At 46.5% G+C, this 19,432-nt stretch carries 10 protein-coding genes; all 10 read left to right on the top strand.

What is annotated here, in order from left to right; translation table 11 throughout:
• The first annotated feature begins 22 nt into the window (after nt 1-22).
• The 10 genes from EHV08_RS05300 (at nt 23) to pulA (ending at nt 19,430) form a co-directional block, all read left to right on the top strand.
• Entirely contained in the window at nt 23-1,639 is a 1,617-nt protein-coding gene (locus tag EHV08_RS05300) for a RagB/SusD family nutrient uptake outer membrane protein (protein ID WP_126678391.1), read from the top strand.
• 69 nt (nt 1,640-1,708) lie between these two features.
• Nucleotides 1,709-2,857 carry a SusF/SusE family outer membrane protein gene (locus EHV08_RS05295; protein WP_126678390.1) on the top strand — a complete coding sequence of 383 codons (1,149 nt, stop codon included), beginning with the start codon at nt 1,709-1,711 and terminating at the stop codon, nt 2,855-2,857.
• A gap of 26 nt (nt 2,858-2,883) precedes the next feature.
• A complete protein-coding gene (locus EHV08_RS05290; protein WP_126678389.1) occupies nt 2,884-3,975 on the top strand; it encodes a DUF5115 domain-containing protein in 1,092 nt (363 codons plus the stop codon).
• A 400-nt stretch (nt 3,976-4,375) separates the two neighbouring features.
• A complete protein-coding gene (locus EHV08_RS05285) occupies nt 4,376-6,433 on the top strand; it encodes an alpha-amylase family glycosyl hydrolase (RefSeq protein WP_126678388.1) in 2,058 nt (685 codons plus the stop codon).
• Nucleotides 6,434-6,958: 525 nt separating this feature from the next.
• A complete protein-coding gene (locus EHV08_RS05280; RefSeq protein ID WP_126678387.1) occupies nt 6,959-8,176 on the top strand; it encodes a T9SS type A sorting domain-containing protein in 1,218 nt (405 codons plus the stop codon).
• Nucleotides 8,177-8,648: 472 nt separating this feature from the next.
• Nucleotides 8,649-10,064 carry a L7/L12-related protein gene (locus tag EHV08_RS05275; protein ID WP_126678386.1) on the top strand — a complete coding sequence of 472 codons (1,416 nt, stop codon included), beginning with the start codon at nt 8,649-8,651 and terminating at the stop codon, nt 10,062-10,064.
• Nucleotides 10,065-10,534: 470 nt separating this feature from the next.
• On the top strand, nt 10,535-11,962 hold the full coding sequence (locus tag EHV08_RS05270) for a L7/L12-related protein (protein WP_126678385.1): 1,428 nt from the start codon (nt 10,535-10,537) through the stop codon (nt 11,960-11,962).
• Between the two features lie 527 nt (nt 11,963-12,489).
• Nucleotides 12,490-15,204, top strand: coding sequence for a 4-alpha-glucanotransferase (locus EHV08_RS05265; RefSeq protein ID WP_126678384.1), 2,715 nt, complete (start codon nt 12,490-12,492; stop codon nt 15,202-15,204).
• Nucleotides 15,205-15,228: 24 nt separating this feature from the next.
• Nucleotides 15,229-17,448, top strand: a complete 2,220-nt coding sequence (locus EHV08_RS05260; RefSeq protein WP_203227053.1) for a glycoside hydrolase family 97 protein — start codon at nt 15,229-15,231, stop codon at nt 17,446-17,448.
• Between the two features lie 23 nt (nt 17,449-17,471).
• Complete coding sequence (pulA, locus tag EHV08_RS05255; RefSeq protein WP_126678383.1) at nt 17,472-19,430, top strand: type I pullulanase; 1,959 nt, start codon at nt 17,472-17,474, stop codon at nt 19,428-19,430.
• The last annotated feature ends 2 nt before the right edge of the window (nt 19,431-19,432 follow it).

Below are 19,432 nucleotides of genomic sequence, written 5' to 3'. Positions count from 1 at the left end.
AACAATCAATAAGACAAAAGTCATGAAAAGAATATTAAAATATATATTGCCTGCTGCCGCAATGACTCTTACAATGGGGCTCTCGTCATGTATTGGCGATCTCGATGTTGATAAGAACGTGCTCGATCCGAACAAGGATACCAAGTTCGAGGTGGAAGGCTTGTTCAACAAGTGTTATGCCAACCTCGCGATGGAAGGAAACGCCGGTGGTGGCTCTACAGATATAATATATCCGGATGCAGGTTTCACTGGACTTGTACGCCAGATGTGGAACTCTAACGAACTTACCACAGACGAGGCAATCTGTGGTTGGGGCGACGATGGTATTGCAACGTTCATTGATAACGTTTATGATGCTGCTCACCCGATGCTTGCAATGTATTACCAGCGTCTGGCTTTGGGTATCAGTTATTGCAACCAGTATCTCAAGGTGGCTTCAGGCTACAATCCTACGATGACTGCCGAGGTGCGTTTCGTGCGTGCATTGCAGTATTATCTTTTGATGGACGGTTGGGGAAACATTCCTTTCGCCGAGAATATTGAGAAGCCGGTGCAGATAGACAGAAAGGCTGCTTATGAGTGGATTGAGAAAGAACTCACTGAAATTGAGCCTCTCCTCGCAGAGCCAAAGGCAAAAAAATCCACAGATGCAGGCTATGGCCGCGCCGATAAGGCTGCCGCATGGTTCCTTATGATGCGTCTTTACTTGAACGCTGAGGTATATACCGGAACGGCACAGTGGAACAAGGCTGCCGAATATGCACAGAAAGTAATTTCTTCAGATTATCGTCTCAACACCACAAACGTTGGCCGTTGGACATCTTATCAGATGCTCTTCATGGGCGACAATGGTGAGACAGATGCTGCTTACGAGGCTGTGCTGCCGCTCTTTGCCGATGGTATCACCACCACACAGTATGGTTGCTCCGAGTTCCTCATCGCCTCTACATTCGATGCTAACATGCATGCAAACCCCTATGACAATGCCGCAACTAACGGTGTCAGTATAGGTTGGTCAGGCAACCGTGCCCGCCCTAACCTCGTAAGGAAATTCTTCCCGATTGGTGACGTTCCTCAGAAGGAGTCTTACGAGACCGCAGAGATTGCTGGCGACGACCGTGCGCTGTTTTGCGGAGTGGGACGCGAACTCAACAATAACGAACGTGGCAAGTTCACCGATGGTTACGGTGTGGCTAAGTTCACAAACTTCAAGACAGATGGCAGTGCAGGAAAAGATCCTACTTTTGCCGATACCGACTTCTTCCTGTTCCGTGTAGCAGAGGCTTACCTCGCATACGCTGAGGCTACAGCACGCATGAATGGAAACAATACCACAGCAGAGGGTACAAAGTGTATCAACGACCTACGCAAACGTGCTCATGCACAGGAGCGCAACTCCGGTTCGTTCTCTCTCGATGATCTTCTCGATGAGTGGAGTCGCGAGTTCTATTTCGAGGGCATACGTCGCCCTACTCTTATCCGCTTCGGTAAGTTCGGTGGCAACAACGGCTACAACTGGCAGTGGAAGGGTGGCTCTTTCGAGGGCAGAAACTTCGCAGAATACCGCAACATCTTCGCCATCCCGGCAAAGGATCTTGTGGCAAACGGCAACATGAAGCAGAACCCGGGCTATAAATGATAACTAATAACAGGTAATCATTAACGGGCGGTAATCGGAAACGAACCGCCCACATAAAAGAAAATAACAATGAACAAAACAATAAAGTCAATATTAATGCTGGTGGTGGGTGCGTGTCTTTTCACGGCCTGCGATGATGACAATGACTCTAACCCGACATTGAAAAGTCCAACGACATTTGTACTCAACACACCGGCAATAGCCAACTCGCATATCGAATTGGCAAATTCAGGAAAGATTATCGTAACTTGCTCGCAGCCCGATTATGGTTTCCCTGCAAGCACCGACTATTCTCTTGAGGCTTCTCTGAATGCCGATATGAGTGATGCTTTTGAAGCAGTTCCGGCTCAGAAGAGCGCGGTTCTCGGCATCGATGCTGCTTCACTGGCTGCTTCTCTGACCGATAAACTCAAGAGCAAGGGCAAGGTAGAGGCAGATTTCCCGATAGACGTGAAAGTATATCTGCGTGCAAAGGCTGTGCAGACTACGGCTTATGGTAAAGCAATAGACGGCACCGAGATACTCTCTAACATCGTGGAACTGTCACGTGTGCTCGTTGAATATTCACTCCCACCTGCCACAACACCTGAGAACTTCTATGTAATAGGTGGCTTCAATGGCTGGATGTGGGACACTGCTCCTGCCATGATTCCTGTGAATGGTGCTCCAAATGTGTTCTGGCGCATGGTATGGGTTGATGAGCAAGGTGTGAAGTTCAACGCAGAAAGAGCATGGGACAATAAAGAGGTTGGCTTTGGTCAGGTTAATATCGGTGGAGAATTGGCCGGCAATATTTCTGACAATGGAGGCAACTTGGCAAGTGCTACACCGGCTTGGTATCTGATTGTTGTAACAACATCTGTCTCCGGAGGCAAAATAATATATAATGTCGATTTCCTTAAGCCTGAAGTTTGGCTCATGGGTCCTGTCACTCCGGGAGCCGGTTGGGCAGAGAAAGAGGACGGTTGTTCGTTCGAAGTACCTGCTACAAAGGACGGCGAATTCGTTTCTCCGGCGTTTGCACATGCTTCAGATGCTGATGCAGGTCTGCGTGTATATGTAAAAGTGCCTGAATTCGACTGGTGGAAATCAGAGTTCATGGTGTTCAACAAGAAGATTGTTTACCGTGGAACAGGTGGCGACCAGGAGCGTGTAGTGGTTCCTGCAGGTCAGAAACTCTATCTGAACTTTAGCAATGACACCGGTGATATTAAGTAAGAAACAATAAAATAAATGATTAGGATATGAAAAAAATATCATTTTTAATACTCTCGCTCGCAGGCTTGTTGTTCACAGCCTGCAGCGAAGACTTCACCGACTGGGCAAATCCGCAGTCGAATGCACAGGAAAATGCCGTTGTGCTTCCCGGTATCAAGGCATCTGCTGTGGGTGACATAGACCTCAATACTGCCGAAGATCAAGTGCCGGTGTTCACATTGAGCACAGAGGAACTGCCTGAAGGCTACACTCTCGCCAATGCACGAATTGATTTTATCACAACCGAAATCAACTGTGATCCTGTCAGAATGAACGCCTCTCTTGACGGAAAGGTGAGCAAGGAAGATCTGCAGAACTACGCAGTGAAAATATTCGGACAAGGGATTGCACAGCACAAATATTCAGCCCATGTATTCCTGAATGCCGTGAAAGACGGTCAGGCACTGCTCATCGATGCCGGTATGGTTGAATTCAACATGATTTCGGCTCCCACAAGGACGGTTCTTTATCTCTTCGGAGATTTCTCCGGATGGAGTGCGGATAAGGCTAAAGAGGGCGCAATGTTCCAGATTGACACTAACGTGTTTGCATATTACGGCAAGTTTGACGGCAATGTTAAGGCATGGGATGAGAATGGTCTCGGCAATTGGGACTTGTGCTACAACACTACTCAGGATAATAACGGTTCTACCGAAATGTCGGGTCCGATTGAAATATCCAACGGTGGCGCCATCCACTCACCTGAAGCAGGATTTTGGAAGATGGAAATGAACCTCAACACCATGCAATATACTTGGACAAAGTTGGATAACCAAACTCCGACAGAGTATGGTTCTATCGGTATTATAGGCGATTTCAACACATGGGCAGGCGACTTGGTGATGACTCAGGTCACCCCTCACAACTGGTTTGTAAAAACAACCATTTCTGTTACCGGCGGTTTGAAATTCCGTGCCGATGGACAATGGGATATTAACTGGGGTGCCGATTTCACCATTTCTGATGCTAACTATTCAGGACAGGGTCTTGCCGGTGGTGGAAATATCAATGTGCCCGCAGGAAATTACTGCATCTATTTCAACGACATTACGGGCATGTTTGCCATTGTGTCTGAGTAATAGTCACGATAGATATACACAAAAGGGGAGAGAATGTTTCCATGCATTCTCTCCTCTTTTTTCTTCTGCTTCGGCGTATTATCCAAAATAGGTCATTAGAGCGCATTTGCTTAGATTTCCTATTGCTGGTATGCTTCTCTACTGATATAGTCCGCTTGCCGACATCTGCGCAGCCATTCATCTGGTTGTAGCCCGCTACGCCTTCGATGAAACGTCAGCACTTCTGCTCAACAATCGAACAAAATAAGTTGAGGGTTCTAATGAACGATTTGAGATTATTGGCTTTGGGCGCAAACGTTTGCATTGTATAAATGTGTGAAAAGCAATGGCTTAGATGTGTCATGTCTGTCTTTTAAGTTATCTTTGTCATCGAAAGTTTAATTATAAAAACTACATAATTATGAAACATTTTACGAAAATCCTTATTGCAGTTGCGCTCATCACGCTCTGTTCGCAGAGTGTCGGTGCCCAGGGGTGGCCCGAAAATTATGGCGGAGTGATGCTGCAAGGGTTCTATTGGGACTCGTTCTCACAGTCCAAATGGACAAAACTCGAAAGTCAGGCAGACGACCTTGCCGCCACGTTCAGTCTGATATGGATTCCGCAGAGCGGCAAATGCTTGGAGTCTAACAAAGTGATGGGATACACACCATACTACTATTTCAACCAGAATAGTAGTTTCGGAACAGAACAGGAACTGCGTTCGATGATACGGACATTCAAGGCAAAGGGTCTTGGAACGGTAGCAGACGTGGTTATAAATCACCATAACACGATGGGGTGGTGGACTTTTCCGGCAGAGGAGTACAATGGAGTGACTTACCAGTTCCAAACCACCGACATCGTGAATAACGATGATTATGATCCAAGCACTAATAGATACTTGACCCGCGAGCAGGCACAAAAAGATGGAGTGACGCTAAGCAGCAACATCGACGAGGGCGAAGGCTGGGGCGGTATGCGCGACCTTGATCACAAAAGTGAAAACGTGCAGAAGATTGTGAAGGCATACGTAAAGTATCTCAAAGACGATCTCGGATACACAGGCTTCAGGTATGACATGGTGAAGGGCTTCGGCGGTTCGCATGTGGCTGATTACAACGATGCTGCCGGAATAGAATATTCGGTGGGAGAGTGCTGGGATGGCAACGGCGTGATAAAGAATTGGATAGATGCTACGGGAAAGAAGAGCGCGGCATTCGATTTCCAATTCAGATATAACGTTCGTGATGCTATCAATAATAAAGATTGGAGACGACTCAACAGCACCAACAACCTGATGCACGACCCGACCTACAACCGTTATGCCGTAACATTCGTTGAGAACCACGACACCGAAAAACGTGCCGGTTCTGAACAAGACCCGATAAGGCGTGACACGCTGGCGGCAAACGCATACTTGATTGCAATGCCCGGAACACCATGCGTTTTCTACACCCACTGGCTCGCATATAAGAACGAGATAAAGGCAATGGTTGACGCACGAAAGACCGCAGGCATCACAAACACGAGTTCGTTCCTGAACCTGAAGAGCGAGGCGGGCTGCTATGCCAATGCCGTGAAAGTGGGAGGAGAGAGCAAAATGGTGGTCGCTGTGGGCAATAACGTTGCTTCATTCACTCCTTCAAGCGCATATACGCTTGTTCTTTCAGGCTATCATTATCGCTATTTCCTTGCAAAAAGTCTGGAAACGGTATGGGCTGACAGAAGTTCGGGCGTTTATAACGATGCTTTCAAAGTGAAACTGACGGCTGTAAGTAACACCTCTGATGCACAACTTGTTTATACAACAGACGGTACCACACCGACGGCAAGCAGCCGAAAAGTGGCAAGTGGTACGGATATTGACATTGAAGAGAGTTGCACTTTGAAAGTTGGATTACTTATATCCGGAAGCGTCAGCGGCATAATAGAGCGCAACTACACAATAAAGAAAAACAATTTCGAGCCAAAGACGATAACGGTTTATTGCCGCGTGGGCGACGGAGTGACCGGTTGGACATCAATGAACTACTGGACATGGAGCGACTTCGGTCATACCCCGACAAACACCTCTTGGCCTGGCGACCGCATCACGGATACAAAGCAGGTTGATGGCAAGACTTGGTATTACAAGGATTTCACTCTGACAAGCGAAGACGACTACGTGAATTTTGTGTTCAGCAATGGCAACGGTTCACCACAGTCGGTGGATGTGGAGAATGTCAACGCCACAAAGTTCTTTGTGATACGCAACGAGAAAAACGCGCAAGGGCATTATCTCATAGATGATGTTTCGTCGGCATCGTCTGTTGAATGTATCAACACCGTTACCGATAATCAGTCTTCACCGCTCAATGTTTACACCACAGACGGACGCTTGCTTCGCTGCTTGCCGGCAGGGACATCCGAAAGCGATGCCCTTAACTCGCTACCGCGAGGCATGTATATCGTTAACGGAAAGAAACTGGTAAAGTAAAAAAAGGATATTCTGCCGGAATTTTCGGTGCAAACAACACCGGCCGGTATTAAAGAATGCTGTCCGAGAAGTCTTTTTCATTGAACTGAAGAAGTTTCTCGGACAGCATTCTTTTTATTCCAAATGTGGTCTGATGAACCGATTTGGTTTATATTGGTGTCAGGTAAACTTCTTACTGCCTCGGATTGTTCTTCATGTTTGCTCTCAGCCGATGCACACGATGCAGCCCTTGGTCGAATAACCTATCGAACTCGCGTATAATTAATCACAAGTAGGTATAGTTTATGTCATAATTCTGTTTTTCACAGATATCCTTGTGGTTAGTTATTCGTTTTTACCTTTAAAAGTCAAATGAATAAAATATAAGTCTGTATCAATACCTATTATAAGGCTGGGAAAATACTAATTATGAGGTATTGTAAGACAAATTACTATTGTATAATTTTGCACCCGATACATCTAATATGAATATTTAAAACGCTATTAATAACAATAATTAAAAAACAACAATTTTAAAAAACAAAAATGAAAAAACTATTACGTTTCACAGTGGCAGTCGTGATGCTTGCCACAGCGCAAGTAGCCATGGCGCAAGTAAAGATGGCTCCTAACTATTTCCGCGCAGACCCCAACGTTTACAAGTACAGAATGTCAAAGGTGATTGACTGGAAGGATTCGGAGGACGAACAACTTACGCAGTATATCTACGACGACAATGGCTGCCTTATCAGAGAAGAGTACGGTTTGAGCACCCAGCCCGGAACCTTTGTCTATAACTACTCATACAATCCGCAAGGCTACATGATAAAGAAAGAAGAGGTAGCGTTCAAGGCTGATCATAGTTCTTCTACCATCTCTTCTAAACACGAATATACGCGTAACGAATATGGATATGTAACCGAATATGTTCGTTCTACACGTCACGGTGTCGATCCTGATGATGAAACGCTTACCGAGGACGTGAAGATGAACTTCGTATATGACGACCAAATGCGCCTACTTCGTGTCGATATTCGTCAGTTCGATTATATTTATGATAAACTTGAAGATAATGTGGGACGCATCTGCAAGGTAGATTACGATGAAGCGGGGCGTGTCAGTTGTGTCAGTCAGTTATTACCCGATAATAATGAACTTGTATGGAAAGAGGAGTTCGGTTATGATGAAAAAGGTCGTCGGATATCAATAAGGAAAGTTCCCGGTCCCAACTACACGGTTCAGAATATAATTACTTGGACATGGCACTACAACAGCGATGGCGATATATACAAGCAGACTACAAGCAATGAGTTCGGCAAAGAGTACGAGTACGACAAGAGCAAACTCGCTTCTGAAACATTCATGGCACTCGAAGCCACCGAAGCCGAGTGGGCACTACAAGGGCCGCTTAACTGCACGCTCTTCAAGGAATTGCCAATGGAGAAATGCTTCACTCACGCTCCGATATCTGAAACAACCGATGAGTCTGAAATAACATACGAGCCTACTGGTACTACCACTAATATTGACGATGCTCCAAATGTGGGCAAGTCTCTCCAAACACATATCAACGGCAATAAACTTACAGTAGAACTTTCCGCAGGTCTTATCGGAAAGACATTGCAGGTATTCAATGCCACAGGTGCATGTATTATCAACTTTGTTGTAAACGGTTCGCAAACTACATTCAACATTGATAACTTTGCTCCGGGTATATATGTTGTAGTTGTCGGCAATCAAACCGTGAAATTTATCAAACGATAAGGCTACTTTCATACTTTGGTTTGGGTTTAACCTCTCCCACAAAACGAGTATGTTGTCAAAAATGATATGAACCCCGAAAGTTAGACAAAAAACTTTCGGGGTTTTTGTTATGACAAAAAATAAAAGAAGAAAACATGACTCATCATCTTTACAGAAAGACATGTATTTACGCGAGTTCGTGATAAGCCCTCCCCTAAGAAGAATTCCAACTTTATCGTTTTTTACATGTAACGGTAATGCTTCCGAAATTCGCCGTATTCATAAAATATATTAAAAAGAACAAAATAAAAACGTTTGTAAAGAAATTATTATTATCTTTACATCGAATATTTAAAACAATCACAGTTAAGAAAAAGCACACGAACAGCAAATATTGTTTAACTAATAGTTGACTAATCTTTAATATTAACACAAATGCCCACGCCTCTGTAAGCATTCTCCGGAAGGGGTAAAGGAGAGAGGCACTAACAACATGAAAAATAAGAATTTACTTTTAGCAGTTCTTACCGCAATGGCGGCATTATGGACTACCGGTGCGAACGCACAGACGGAGTACAAGTACAGTTTCGAAGGAGATGTAATTGCTGACGGATGGAGAGTGGAGACAACAAACTACTCGGATACTTGGAGGCAGCATGGTACAACATCTTTTACATCCCCTCACGATGGAAAGAAGCAGATGTGGATCCCGTTGTCTTACAGCAAGCAAAACGAAAGGCTTGTTTCGCCCGCAATCAAACTCGGAAACAACGCCACTCTTACGTTTTGGTATTGCATTAGCGGTTACGATGTGGCTAATGCTTCGTTTTACAAAGTGGAAATATCCACAGACAACGGTGTAACATGGAACGAGTTATGGAGTGTTACCAAAGGAAACAAATATGAGAGTGCAATAACGTTAGATCTCGGTGCATACTCGGGAAAAACCGTGAATATCTCATGGCATGCATACGACAATACCGGAGATGGGCTTTACTATACTTGGTACATCGATGACGTAACGGTTAGCAACGTTGAGTCTTTATGCGACGTGGTGTTAGAGAGTTATAAGGACAAAAAATTAGCGGTTATCAAGGTGGTGAAAGAAAAATTGGGCATAGGATTGAAGGATGCAAAAGATCTTGTGAATAGTGCCCCTTGCATATTGAAGAAGTTAACCACGATGGATGATGCCAAGGATTTCGTTAATGCAATCAATGCTGCGGGAGGACAGGCCAAAATGGCACCGTCGGGAATGTACGACCCTGAGTTCGTTTCTCTGTTCGAAAGTTTCGAGGAAGACGGGATACCAGAAGGATGGACAACGGTGGATGCGGACAATGACGGACGGACATGGAAAGTATTTAATAAAAGTAGTTTAGAACATATAGGGGCACCTTTTTTCGGCGACCAAATGATTACCAGTTGGTCATGGGACGCGGAAGCATTTGACCCTGACAACTATTTAATATCTCCGTTGCTTTCAGATGCCGCAGAGTTAAATTATTGGTTTGCCATGAATACAGCATATCCGGAGCACTATCAGGTAGTTGCCTCAACAACAGGTAATGATATTGCCGATTTTACGGAAGTGGTGATAGACGAGACACCGGAAGGAATTGAAACCCGCAGTATGTCTAAATGGTATGAGCGGACTCTGCCTCTGCCTGCCGGAACAAAGTATGTTGCATTCAGACACTGCGACAGTAGCGATGGTAATTACTTTTTTATTGACAACGTCAGAATAATAAAAGGTACCGCCACGGGAATAGAGACTGTGACATCCGATAACAAGACCGTTGCACGGAAAGGCATCTACAACATAAACGGAATTAAGATGGACGGAGAATGGGAGAGTATGCCTAAGGGAGTGTATGTAGTTGACGGTAAGAAGAAGGTGAAGAACTGATATTAAAGTGACGCGCAGTGGGGTAAGAGATGCCCCACTGCGGTTCACAATCAACGATAATGAGGGGTGCAGTTTCAATACAGCCCCCTCATTACTTGTTTATTTTTTGCAGCATGGTTGCTTGTTTGTCTTCAATCAGATACAATTTAGAAAACATCTTCTTGACGCGAGTTCGGGATAAGCACCCCAAAGAGTTCTAACTGTCTCGTTTTTCCCACATGTAACGGCTATGCTTTCGGAATCTGCCCTACCGTTTTGTATTCATAAAATATATTAAAAAGAAGAAATGCAAAACTGTTTATAAAGCGATTTCTATTATTTTTGCAAAGTTTAAAGCAAATGTGATTAAAAATAAGCACACAAACAGCAAATGTTGTTTGACTGATAATTGAATATTCTTTAATATTAACACAAATGCCCACGCCTCTGTAAGCATTCCCTGTAAGTGGTAAAGGAGAGGTTCCGAAAACATGAAGAAAAAGAAAAAAATACTTTTATCAATTCTGATCGCAATGGCGGCATTATGGACAACCGGTGCGAATGCACAGACGGAGTACAAGTACAGTTTCGAAGGAGACTTTATTGCTGACGGATGGAGAGTGGAAACAACAAATAACTCGGATACATGGGGACAGTCCGGTGTAGCGTTCGTATCCCCTCACGATGGAGATAAGCAGATGTGGCTGCATTGGTCTCGTACCAAGCAAGACGAAAGGCTTGTTTCGCCCGCAATTAAACTCGGAAACAACGCTACCCTTACTTTTTGGAATTATATTGAAAAATTCGATGTGGATAAAGGTTCGTTTTACAATGTGGAAATATCCACAGACAACGGCGCAACATGGAAAAAGTTATGGAGTGTTACCGAAAAAAACGAATATGAGAGTGCAATAACGATAGATCTTGGTGCATACTCCGGAAAAACCATAAATATCTCATGGCGCGCATACGACGAAAACGGAACCGGTATTGAATACTATTGGCTCGTTGACGATGTAACGGTTAGCAACGTTGAATCTTCATGCGACGTGGTGTTGGAGAGTTACAAGGACAAAAAAACACAGGTCGTCAAGGTTGTGAAAGAAAAGTTGGGCATAGAAATGAAAGCAGCAAAAGAACTTGTTGAGAGTGCCCCCTGCATATTGAAAAAGTTAACCACTATGGATGATGCCAAGAATTTCGCCAATGCAATCAATGCTGTGGGAGGAAAGGCCAAAATGGCACCGTCGGGAATGTACGACCCTAAGTTCGTTTCTCTGTTCGAAAGTTTCGAGGAAGACGGGATGCCCGAAGGATGGACAACGGTGGATGCGGACAAAGACGGACGGACATGGGAAATAATAAATAAAGAAGAATCTTGGATGATTCCTTTTTTCGGTGACCATGTAAACAGTAGTTGGTCATGGAAATCCGGCAAGCCACTTGCCCCTGACAACTATTTAATATCTCCGTTGCTTTCAGATGCCGCTGAGTTAAATTATTGGTTATCCACGAGTGTAAAATATCCGGATCACTATAAGATAGTTGCCTCAACAACAAGTAATGATATTGCCGATTTCACGGAAGTGTTGATAGATGAGAAACCGGAAGGATTAGTAGGAATAGATGACGATAACGTTGATCAATCTAAATGGTATGAGCGTACTCTGCCTCTGCCTGCCGGAACAAAGTATGTTGCATTCAGACACTGCGACAGCAGCAGTGGTAATTACTTTTTTATTGACAACGTCAGAATAATAAAAGGTACCGCCACGGGAATAGAGACTGTGACAGCCGATAACAAGACCGTTGCACGGAAAGGCATATACAACATCAACGGAATGAAGATGGACGGAGAATGGGAGAGTATGCCTAAGGGAGTGTATGTAGTTGACGGTAAGAAGAAAGTGAAGAACTGATATTAAAGTGATGCGCAGTGGGGTAAGAGATGCCCCGCGTGCGCATCACAATTAATGATAATGAGGGGTGTGTTTGTTTTGAACAGACCCCTTTTGTCGAACAACGTATTGAACAGTCCTTGCTTTTTTAGGAACTACTATTTATAGGGACAGAGTAGTCGGTATTTGTTGTTTATTTAGTTTTATCGGACATCAATAATATTTTTACTTCTCGTTCACCTCTTCATTACCGATGTTCCATGACATACTGTTCTGTGAATTCGGCTGTTTTGCAAACCAAAATGGGCGAAATTGGTCAGCAATTTCGCCCATTTTACTTTCCAATTTCGCCTATTTTGCTTTCTTAGTCACGACAGATGGTGTTGTTTCAGTTTGACTTTCTTCTGTTTTTTTAGCATGAACAGGTATGCGGATGTGATGCCAATGCAAACGTTTGCGCAATATATTTATGTTTAAATGTTGCTAAATTAGTTTTGTATGATGTTGATTTTTAGTAATTTTACACCAAAATACTAACCATCATGGATATGAATTTGCAATTTAATATCAATTATCAGACGAGTTATGGCGAAGACCTTACTCTGAACATCATTGACAATGAGACAAAGGAAGTTGTAGCAAAATACAGAATGAATACCGCCGACGGTATTCGCTGGACTTGTGACTTGCGTCGCGAAGCGGAAGTGGGCACTGCGCTCTGCTATTACTACAGTGTTGAGCGCAACGGCTCGGAAACGCATCACGAATGGCTTGTGGAACCGCATCGGCTTGAGATTTCCGCTGTCAAGGGAGTGAGGTATATAGCATACGACCACTGGATTGCGATGCCGGAAGACAGTTATCTGTATAGTTCGGCATTCACCGAGTGCTTTGCTCGGCGACGTAGTCGCGATGTTGTGCTGAACGATAATGCCGTGACGGTTACTCTGAAGGTGCGCGCCCCGCAGTTACGCTCGAACCACAGGCTTGCCGTTGTGGGTGCTCAGAGGGTGCTTGGCTCATGGCATTTGGATGATGCAAAGCCAATGGTTGAGCATCAGTTCAACGAGTGGACCATAGACATTGACGCAACAGGAATGGCCGGCGACACGCTTGAGTTCAAGTTTGTGGCAATAGATGAGAACCAAGACATAATGCCTTTGTGGGAGACACAGGGCAACCGCACAGTCAAATTGCCGCCGATGGGAGCAGGCGAGGTGTTGGCTTATGAACTCGAACAGGCGTTCTTCCCAATCTACAATATGAAATGTGCGGGCACGCTGGTGCCGGTGTTCTCGCTGAGGTCGGAAGGAAGTTTCGGTGTCGGAGACTTCGGCGACCTATGTGGCATGATAGACTGGGTGCACAGCACAGGGCAGCGCGTTCTGCAAATACTGCCAATAAACGACAGTACAACGACAAAGACATGGACCGACTCATATCCATATTCGTGTATAAGTATCTTCGCTCTACACCCTCAATATGCCGACCTCAGGCAGTTGCCGCAACTCGCCGATGCCGGCGCGCGTGAGCGTTTCGAGGCATTGAGGAAGGAACTCAATGCCCTCTCGCAGATTGATTATGAACGTGTGAACAAGGCGAAAGAGGAATATCTCCACCTGCTTTACGAACAGGAGGGTAAGACTGTGCTCGCTTCTGATGAGTTCAAAGAGTTCTTCAAGGACTCGGAGCAGTGGCTCGTGCCCTACGCACAATACAGCATGCTGCGCGACAAGAACGGCACTGCCGACTTCACACAGTGGAAAGGCAACACCGTATGGAACGAAGACGACCGCAAGGCTCTCACCAATCCGCGTAACAAGGCATACCGCGAAGTGGCCTATTTCTACTATGTGCAGTTCGTGCTTGACCGCCAGATGAGACGTGCCCATGAGCATGCACGTGAGAAAGGCGTGGTACTGAAAGGAGACATCCCAATCGGTGTTAACCGTTTCGGCAGCGATGTGTGGCAAGAGCCGCGCTACTTCAATCTCAACGGACAGGCCGGTGCGCCACCTGACGATTTCTCTATGAACGGTCAGAACTGGGGATTCCCGACATACAACTGGGACGAAATGATTGCCGACGGTTGCCGATGGTGGGTGTGCCGCTTCCGTAACATGTCGAAATATTTCGATGCCTATCGCATAGACCATGTGCTGGGTTTCTTCAGGATATGGGAAATACCGGCCGATTCGGTTCACGGACTGCTCGGACATTTCGCTCCGTCGCTCGGTATGACGCGCGAGGAAATAGAGGCATACGGACTGGGATGGCAGGAACAACTGTTCACCGAGCCGTTCATAACCGACTGGGTGCTCGACCGCGTGTTCCACGAAGATGCCGAAAAGGTGCGCAATGAGTTCATGGAGTCGATAGGCTACGACCGCTACCGCATGAAAGATGAATATTCCACACAGCGCAAAGTGGAGGCATGGTACGAGGCGGAGAAAAAGAAAAACGACACCGAGCGTTACTCGATGCCGCTTGAATCGCTGCGCGACGGACTGTATGCAATAATAAGTGATGTGCTGTTCGTGCGCGACCATAAAGACCCCAACCGCTTCCATCCGCGCATCTCGGTACAGTTCGACTTCATCTACGAGTCGCTTTACGACAGTGACAAATATGTTTTCAACAAACTGTATAACGACTATTATTATCGCCGCAACAATCAGTTCTGGTATCGCGAGGCAATGAAGAAACTGCCGTTGCTGGTACAGGCCACACGTATGCTGGTGTGTGCCGAAGATCTCGGAATGGTGCCCGACTGCGTTCCTTGGGTGATGAACGAACTGCGCATACTGTCACTTGAACTTCAGTCTATGCCGAAAGACCCGCATGTGAGGTTTGGTAGGTTGGAAAACAATCCCTATCGCTCGGTGTCAACCATTTCGAGTCACGACATGCCGACGTTGCGACAGTGGTGGGACGAGGACGAAGGTCGTGCGCAAGACTATTTCAACTCAATGTTGCAACGTGACGGATTTGCTCCGCACCCGATGCCGGGGTGGCTTGCCTACGACATCATAACACGTCACCTCGCATCTCCGTCGATGCTCTGCATACTCTCTATTCAAGACTGGCTCGCCATTTACGAGAACCTGCGCCTTGCCGATCAGAATGCCGAGCGCATAAATATCCCTTCCAATCCGAAGCACTACTGGCGTTATCGCATGCACCTCAGCATAGAAGATTTGATAAAGAACGACTCTTTCAGAGGCTCTATGATTGAGATGATGAGAAATAGTGGCAGGAAATAAAAAAAGAAGTGTAATTATAATATAATGATGAAGAGAACATTATTCTTATTGCTCTGTGGTATGCTGTCGATGCTGGCAGTGGCACAAGAGGTGGCATCGCCCGACGGAAACGTGCGACTGAAGTTCTATCTCGATGGCACACGGCCGACATACGAACTTGCATATAAAGGCAGGGAGGTGATAAGGCCGAGTCATCTCGGACTGGAACTTGCGAAGGACAAGCATGCTTCGAAAGGAATTCAGGAAACCGACCTTATGGACGGATTCAGTATAAGCGATACAAAGACATCGGCTTTCGACGAGACATGGAAGCCGGTGTGGGGAGAAACGGCAAAGATACGCAACCGATATAATGAACTCGCAGTGACTCTCGGCCAGCAATCCACGGGTCGCAGCATCATAATCCGTTTCCGTGTCTATGACGACGGAATGGGATTCCGCTACGAGTTCCCTCAGCAGAGCGATCTCAACTATTTTCTCATAAAGGAAGAGAGGAGCGAGTTTGCGATGGCAGGCGACCACACAGCATGGTGGCTTCCGGGCGACTATGACACTCAGGAACAGGAAACGCAACAGTCACGGTTGTCGGAAATACGCGGTCGCTTCGAAAAAGCAGTGAACTGGGGCAACTCATCGGTGGCCGTGTTCTCACCTACCGGTGTGCAGACATCGTTGCAGATGAAGAGCGACGACGGTCTATACATTAACATACATGAGGCGGCATGCGCCGATTATGCTACCATGCACCTCGAACTTGTTGATGGTCAGACAACACAACTGACAACGAAACTCAAGGGCAACAGCAATACATATACGCCCGACCCGACACCATCGACATATCCGTTGCCCGCTCCGATGACATTCGTGAGTCATCTCACACCCGATGCCACCGGTCTGAAGGGCTGCATGCAGACACCATGCAACACACCGTGGCGCACGGTGATAGTGAGCGACGACGCACGCGACATGCTCTCGTCAAACCTCATTCTGAATCTTAACGAACCATGTGCGCTCGACGATACATCATGGATACACCCCACGAAGTATTGCGGAGTGTGGTGGGAGATGATAGTAGGAAAGAGCAACTGGCACTATACTGACGATTATCCCTCTGTGCAACTCGACAATATCGACTACACCAAGACCAAACCACACGGCCGTCATGCCGCCAATACGGAAAAGGTGAAGCGATATATAGACTTCGCTGCCGACAACGGACTCGACCAAGTGCTCGTTGAAGGTTGGAACATCGGATGGGAAGACTGGGCGAATATGTGGAAACGCGACGTGTTCGACTTCGTTACTCCATATCCCGATTTCGACATCAAGGGACTGAACGAGTATGCACATTCAAAGGGTGTGAAACTCATGATGCACCATGAAACATCATCATCCACGCAGAATTACGAGCGACATATTGAGAATGCCTTTGACCTGATGAACCGTTATGGCTATGATGCAGTGAAGACGGGTTATGTGGGCGACATCATACCGCGTGGCGATCATCACTATTCGCAGTCAATGAACAATCATTATCTGTATGTTGTAAAGGAAGCCGCAAAGCATCATATCATGGTAAATGCCCATGAGGCAACACGTCCTACCGGACTTTGTCGCACCTATCCGAATCTCGTTGGTAACGAGAGTGCACGCGGAACAGAGTATGAGGCTTTCGGAGGTTCGCGCCCCGACCATACCTGTATTCTGCCGTTCACGCGTTTGCAGGGCGGTCCGATGGATTACACTCCGGGCGTTCTGGAGACACAGTTGAAGAACTGGAGCGAAAATCCCAACTTCGTTCATACTACCCTCGCAGGGCAGTTGGCACTGTATGTCACGATGTACAGCCCGCTTCAGATGGCCGCAGACCTGCCGGAAAACTATGCCAAATACATGGATGCGTTCCGCTTCATACGTGACGTGGCATGCGACTGGGACGATACAAAATATCTTGAGGCAGAGCCGGCCGACTATATCACCGTGGCGCGTAAGGCCAAAGGTACGGACAACTGGTTCATAGGTGGCAAGTGCGACGAGAACGGTCATAAGAGCATAGTGCATCTTGATTTCCTCGATGAAGGACGTAAATATGAATGTACAATCTATGCCGATGCCAAGAATGCACATTATGAGCATAACCCAAAGGCATACGTGATAACGAAAAAGACTGTGAAGAAAGGTGATGTCTTGAAACTTACAGAGGCTCCGGGCGGAGGTTTCGCCGTGAGTCTGATGGCTAAATAAAACAAATAATCAATATTGACCCGATGAGAAAAATCATATTGGCAGGCATATTTTATATGCTTCTATCAACGGCAGTGACAGCACAGGATTTCGATTTCAAAGAGGCTGTGTACACGCCAAGGCAGACAACGTTCCGACTGTTCGCACCGAAAGATGCAAAGGAGGTGGCTGTGGTTTACGATTTATCGTCTGACAAGACTGCCGGAGTGAAAGAGAAACGTGTTGCGATGAAACTTGACAAGGACGGAATATGGACGGCAACGGTAAAGAAAGACCTTGCCGGAAGCCATTACCGGTTCGTCGTTGACGGCCGTTGTTCGCCCGGAGTGTTCGCCAAGGCGGTGGGCGTGAACGGCAAGGACGCGGTGGTTATCGATATGAATACTACCAATCCGGAGGGTTGGGAAATGGACAGACGACCAGAAATAAAGTCGCCTGCCGACCTCGTTATCTACGAGATGCACCACCGTGATTTCTCAATTTCTCCCACATCGGGCATCATGAACAAAGGAAAGTTTCTCGCATTGACCGAGCCGAGGGCAATAACTCATCTGAAATCATTGGGAGTGAACGCTGTGCATATCCTGCCTTCGTACGACTATGGATCGGTGGATGAGACGCAACTCGAACGCCCACAGTATAATTGGGGGTACGATCCGGTGAACTATAATGTGCCCGATGGTTCGTATAGCACCAACCCTTATGCTCCCGATGTGCGCATCAGGGAGTTCAAGCAGATGGTGCAGGCATTGCACAGAGCCGGAATACGCGTAATCCTCGACGTGGTATATAATCATACTTACGACATCGAGAACAGCAATTTCCAGAAAACATATCCCGACTATTACTATCGCAAGAATATGGATGGTTCGTATAGCAATGGTTCGGGGTGTGGCAACGAGACCGCTTCTGACATGCCGATGATGAGGCGTTTCATGATAGAATCGGTGAAACACTGGATTAACGAATATCACATTGACGGCTTCCGCTTCGACCTTATGGGTATTCATGACATCGAAACGATGAACGAAATACGCAAGGCCGTTGATGAGATTGACCCTACTATATTTATATATGGTGAGGGCTGGAGTGCCGGAGCATGTGCTTTCCCAAATGAAAAACTCGCCATGAAGTCTAATATCTCGAAGATGCCGCGTATCGCTGCTTTCTCTGATGAGATGCGCGACGGTCTGCGCGGGCCGTTCTCCGACGATTCGAAGGGTGCTTTCCTCATCGGTATTGAAGGTGAGGAAGAGAGCATCAAGTTCGGCATTGCCGGCTGTATAGTTCATCCGCAAGTTGATATGTCGCGCGTCAACTACTCTAAGGAGGCATGGGCGGCAGAGCCTACGCAGATGATTTCGTATGTCAGTTGTCATGACGATATGTGTCTTATCGACCGTTTGAGAAAGACGATGGCTGCTCATTACCCGACATCAGATGACAGCAATCCGTTTGATATGGAGAATAATGCTTTACTGTCAGACCTCTCATGTCTTGCCCAGACTGCTGTGCTGACATCGCAGGGCGTGCCTTTCATCTTCTGTGGAGAGGAAATGCTGCGCGACAAGAAAGGCGTACACAACTCTTTCCAGTCGCCCGACAGCATCAATGCGCTCGACTGGCAAAATCTGCGACGCTATCCGGAGGCGTTCTCTTACTACAAGAACATGATACAGTTGCGCAAGAATCACCCCGCTTTCCGTCTCGGCAGTGCCGAACTTGTGCGCCGACACCTACAGTTCCTGCCCACTAAACCGTGCCTCGTGGCATACCGATTAGTTGATAATGCCGGTGGAGACGCATGGAAAAACATCTATGTGGTGCTCAACGGAAACATTCACGAATGCGAGGTTGAGGTTCCGGAGAGCACTTATACCATAGTTTGTGCAGAAGGAGTGGTAAAAGAGAAGGGCATAAGAACGGTGACAGGGAAAACCGTTACTGTGGCTCCGCAGTCGGCATTGATATTCCATGACTGATA

Origin of the sequence: Prevotella koreensis (assembly GCF_003977605.1) — a bacterium.
Taxonomy (GTDB): domain Bacteria; phylum Bacteroidota; class Bacteroidia; order Bacteroidales; family Bacteroidaceae; genus Prevotella; species Prevotella koreensis.
This window is presented reverse-complemented; position numbering and strand designations above follow the sequence as displayed.

Bases quoted from the DNA above. Each gene is read 5' to 3' on its own strand.
- EHV08_RS05265 (WP_126678384.1), top strand. From the start codon at position 12,490: ATGAATTTGCAATTTAATATCAATTATCAGACGAGTTATGGCGAAGAC.
- EHV08_RS05285 (WP_126678388.1), top strand. From the start codon at position 4,376: ATGAAACATTTTACGAAAATCCTTATTGCAGTTGCGCTCATCACGCTC.
- EHV08_RS05275 (WP_126678386.1), top strand. From the start codon at position 8,649: ATGAAAAATAAGAATTTACTTTTAGCAGTTCTTACCGCAATGGCGGCA.
- pulA (WP_126678383.1), top strand. From the start codon at position 17,472: ATGAGAAAAATCATATTGGCAGGCATATTTTATATGCTTCTATCAACG.
- EHV08_RS05295 (WP_126678390.1), top strand. From the start codon at position 1,709: ATGAACAAAACAATAAAGTCAATATTAATGCTGGTGGTGGGTGCGTGT.
- EHV08_RS05290 (WP_126678389.1), top strand. From the start codon at position 2,884: ATGAAAAAAATATCATTTTTAATACTCTCGCTCGCAGGCTTGTTGTTC.
- EHV08_RS05260 (WP_203227053.1), top strand. From the start codon at position 15,229: ATGATGAAGAGAACATTATTCTTATTGCTCTGTGGTATGCTGTCGATG.
- EHV08_RS05270 (WP_126678385.1), top strand. From the start codon at position 10,535: ATGAAGAAAAAGAAAAAAATACTTTTATCAATTCTGATCGCAATGGCG.
- EHV08_RS05300 (WP_126678391.1), top strand. From the start codon at position 23: ATGAAAAGAATATTAAAATATATATTGCCTGCTGCCGCAATGACTCTT.
- EHV08_RS05280 (WP_126678387.1), top strand. From the start codon at position 6,959: ATGAAAAAACTATTACGTTTCACAGTGGCAGTCGTGATGCTTGCCACA.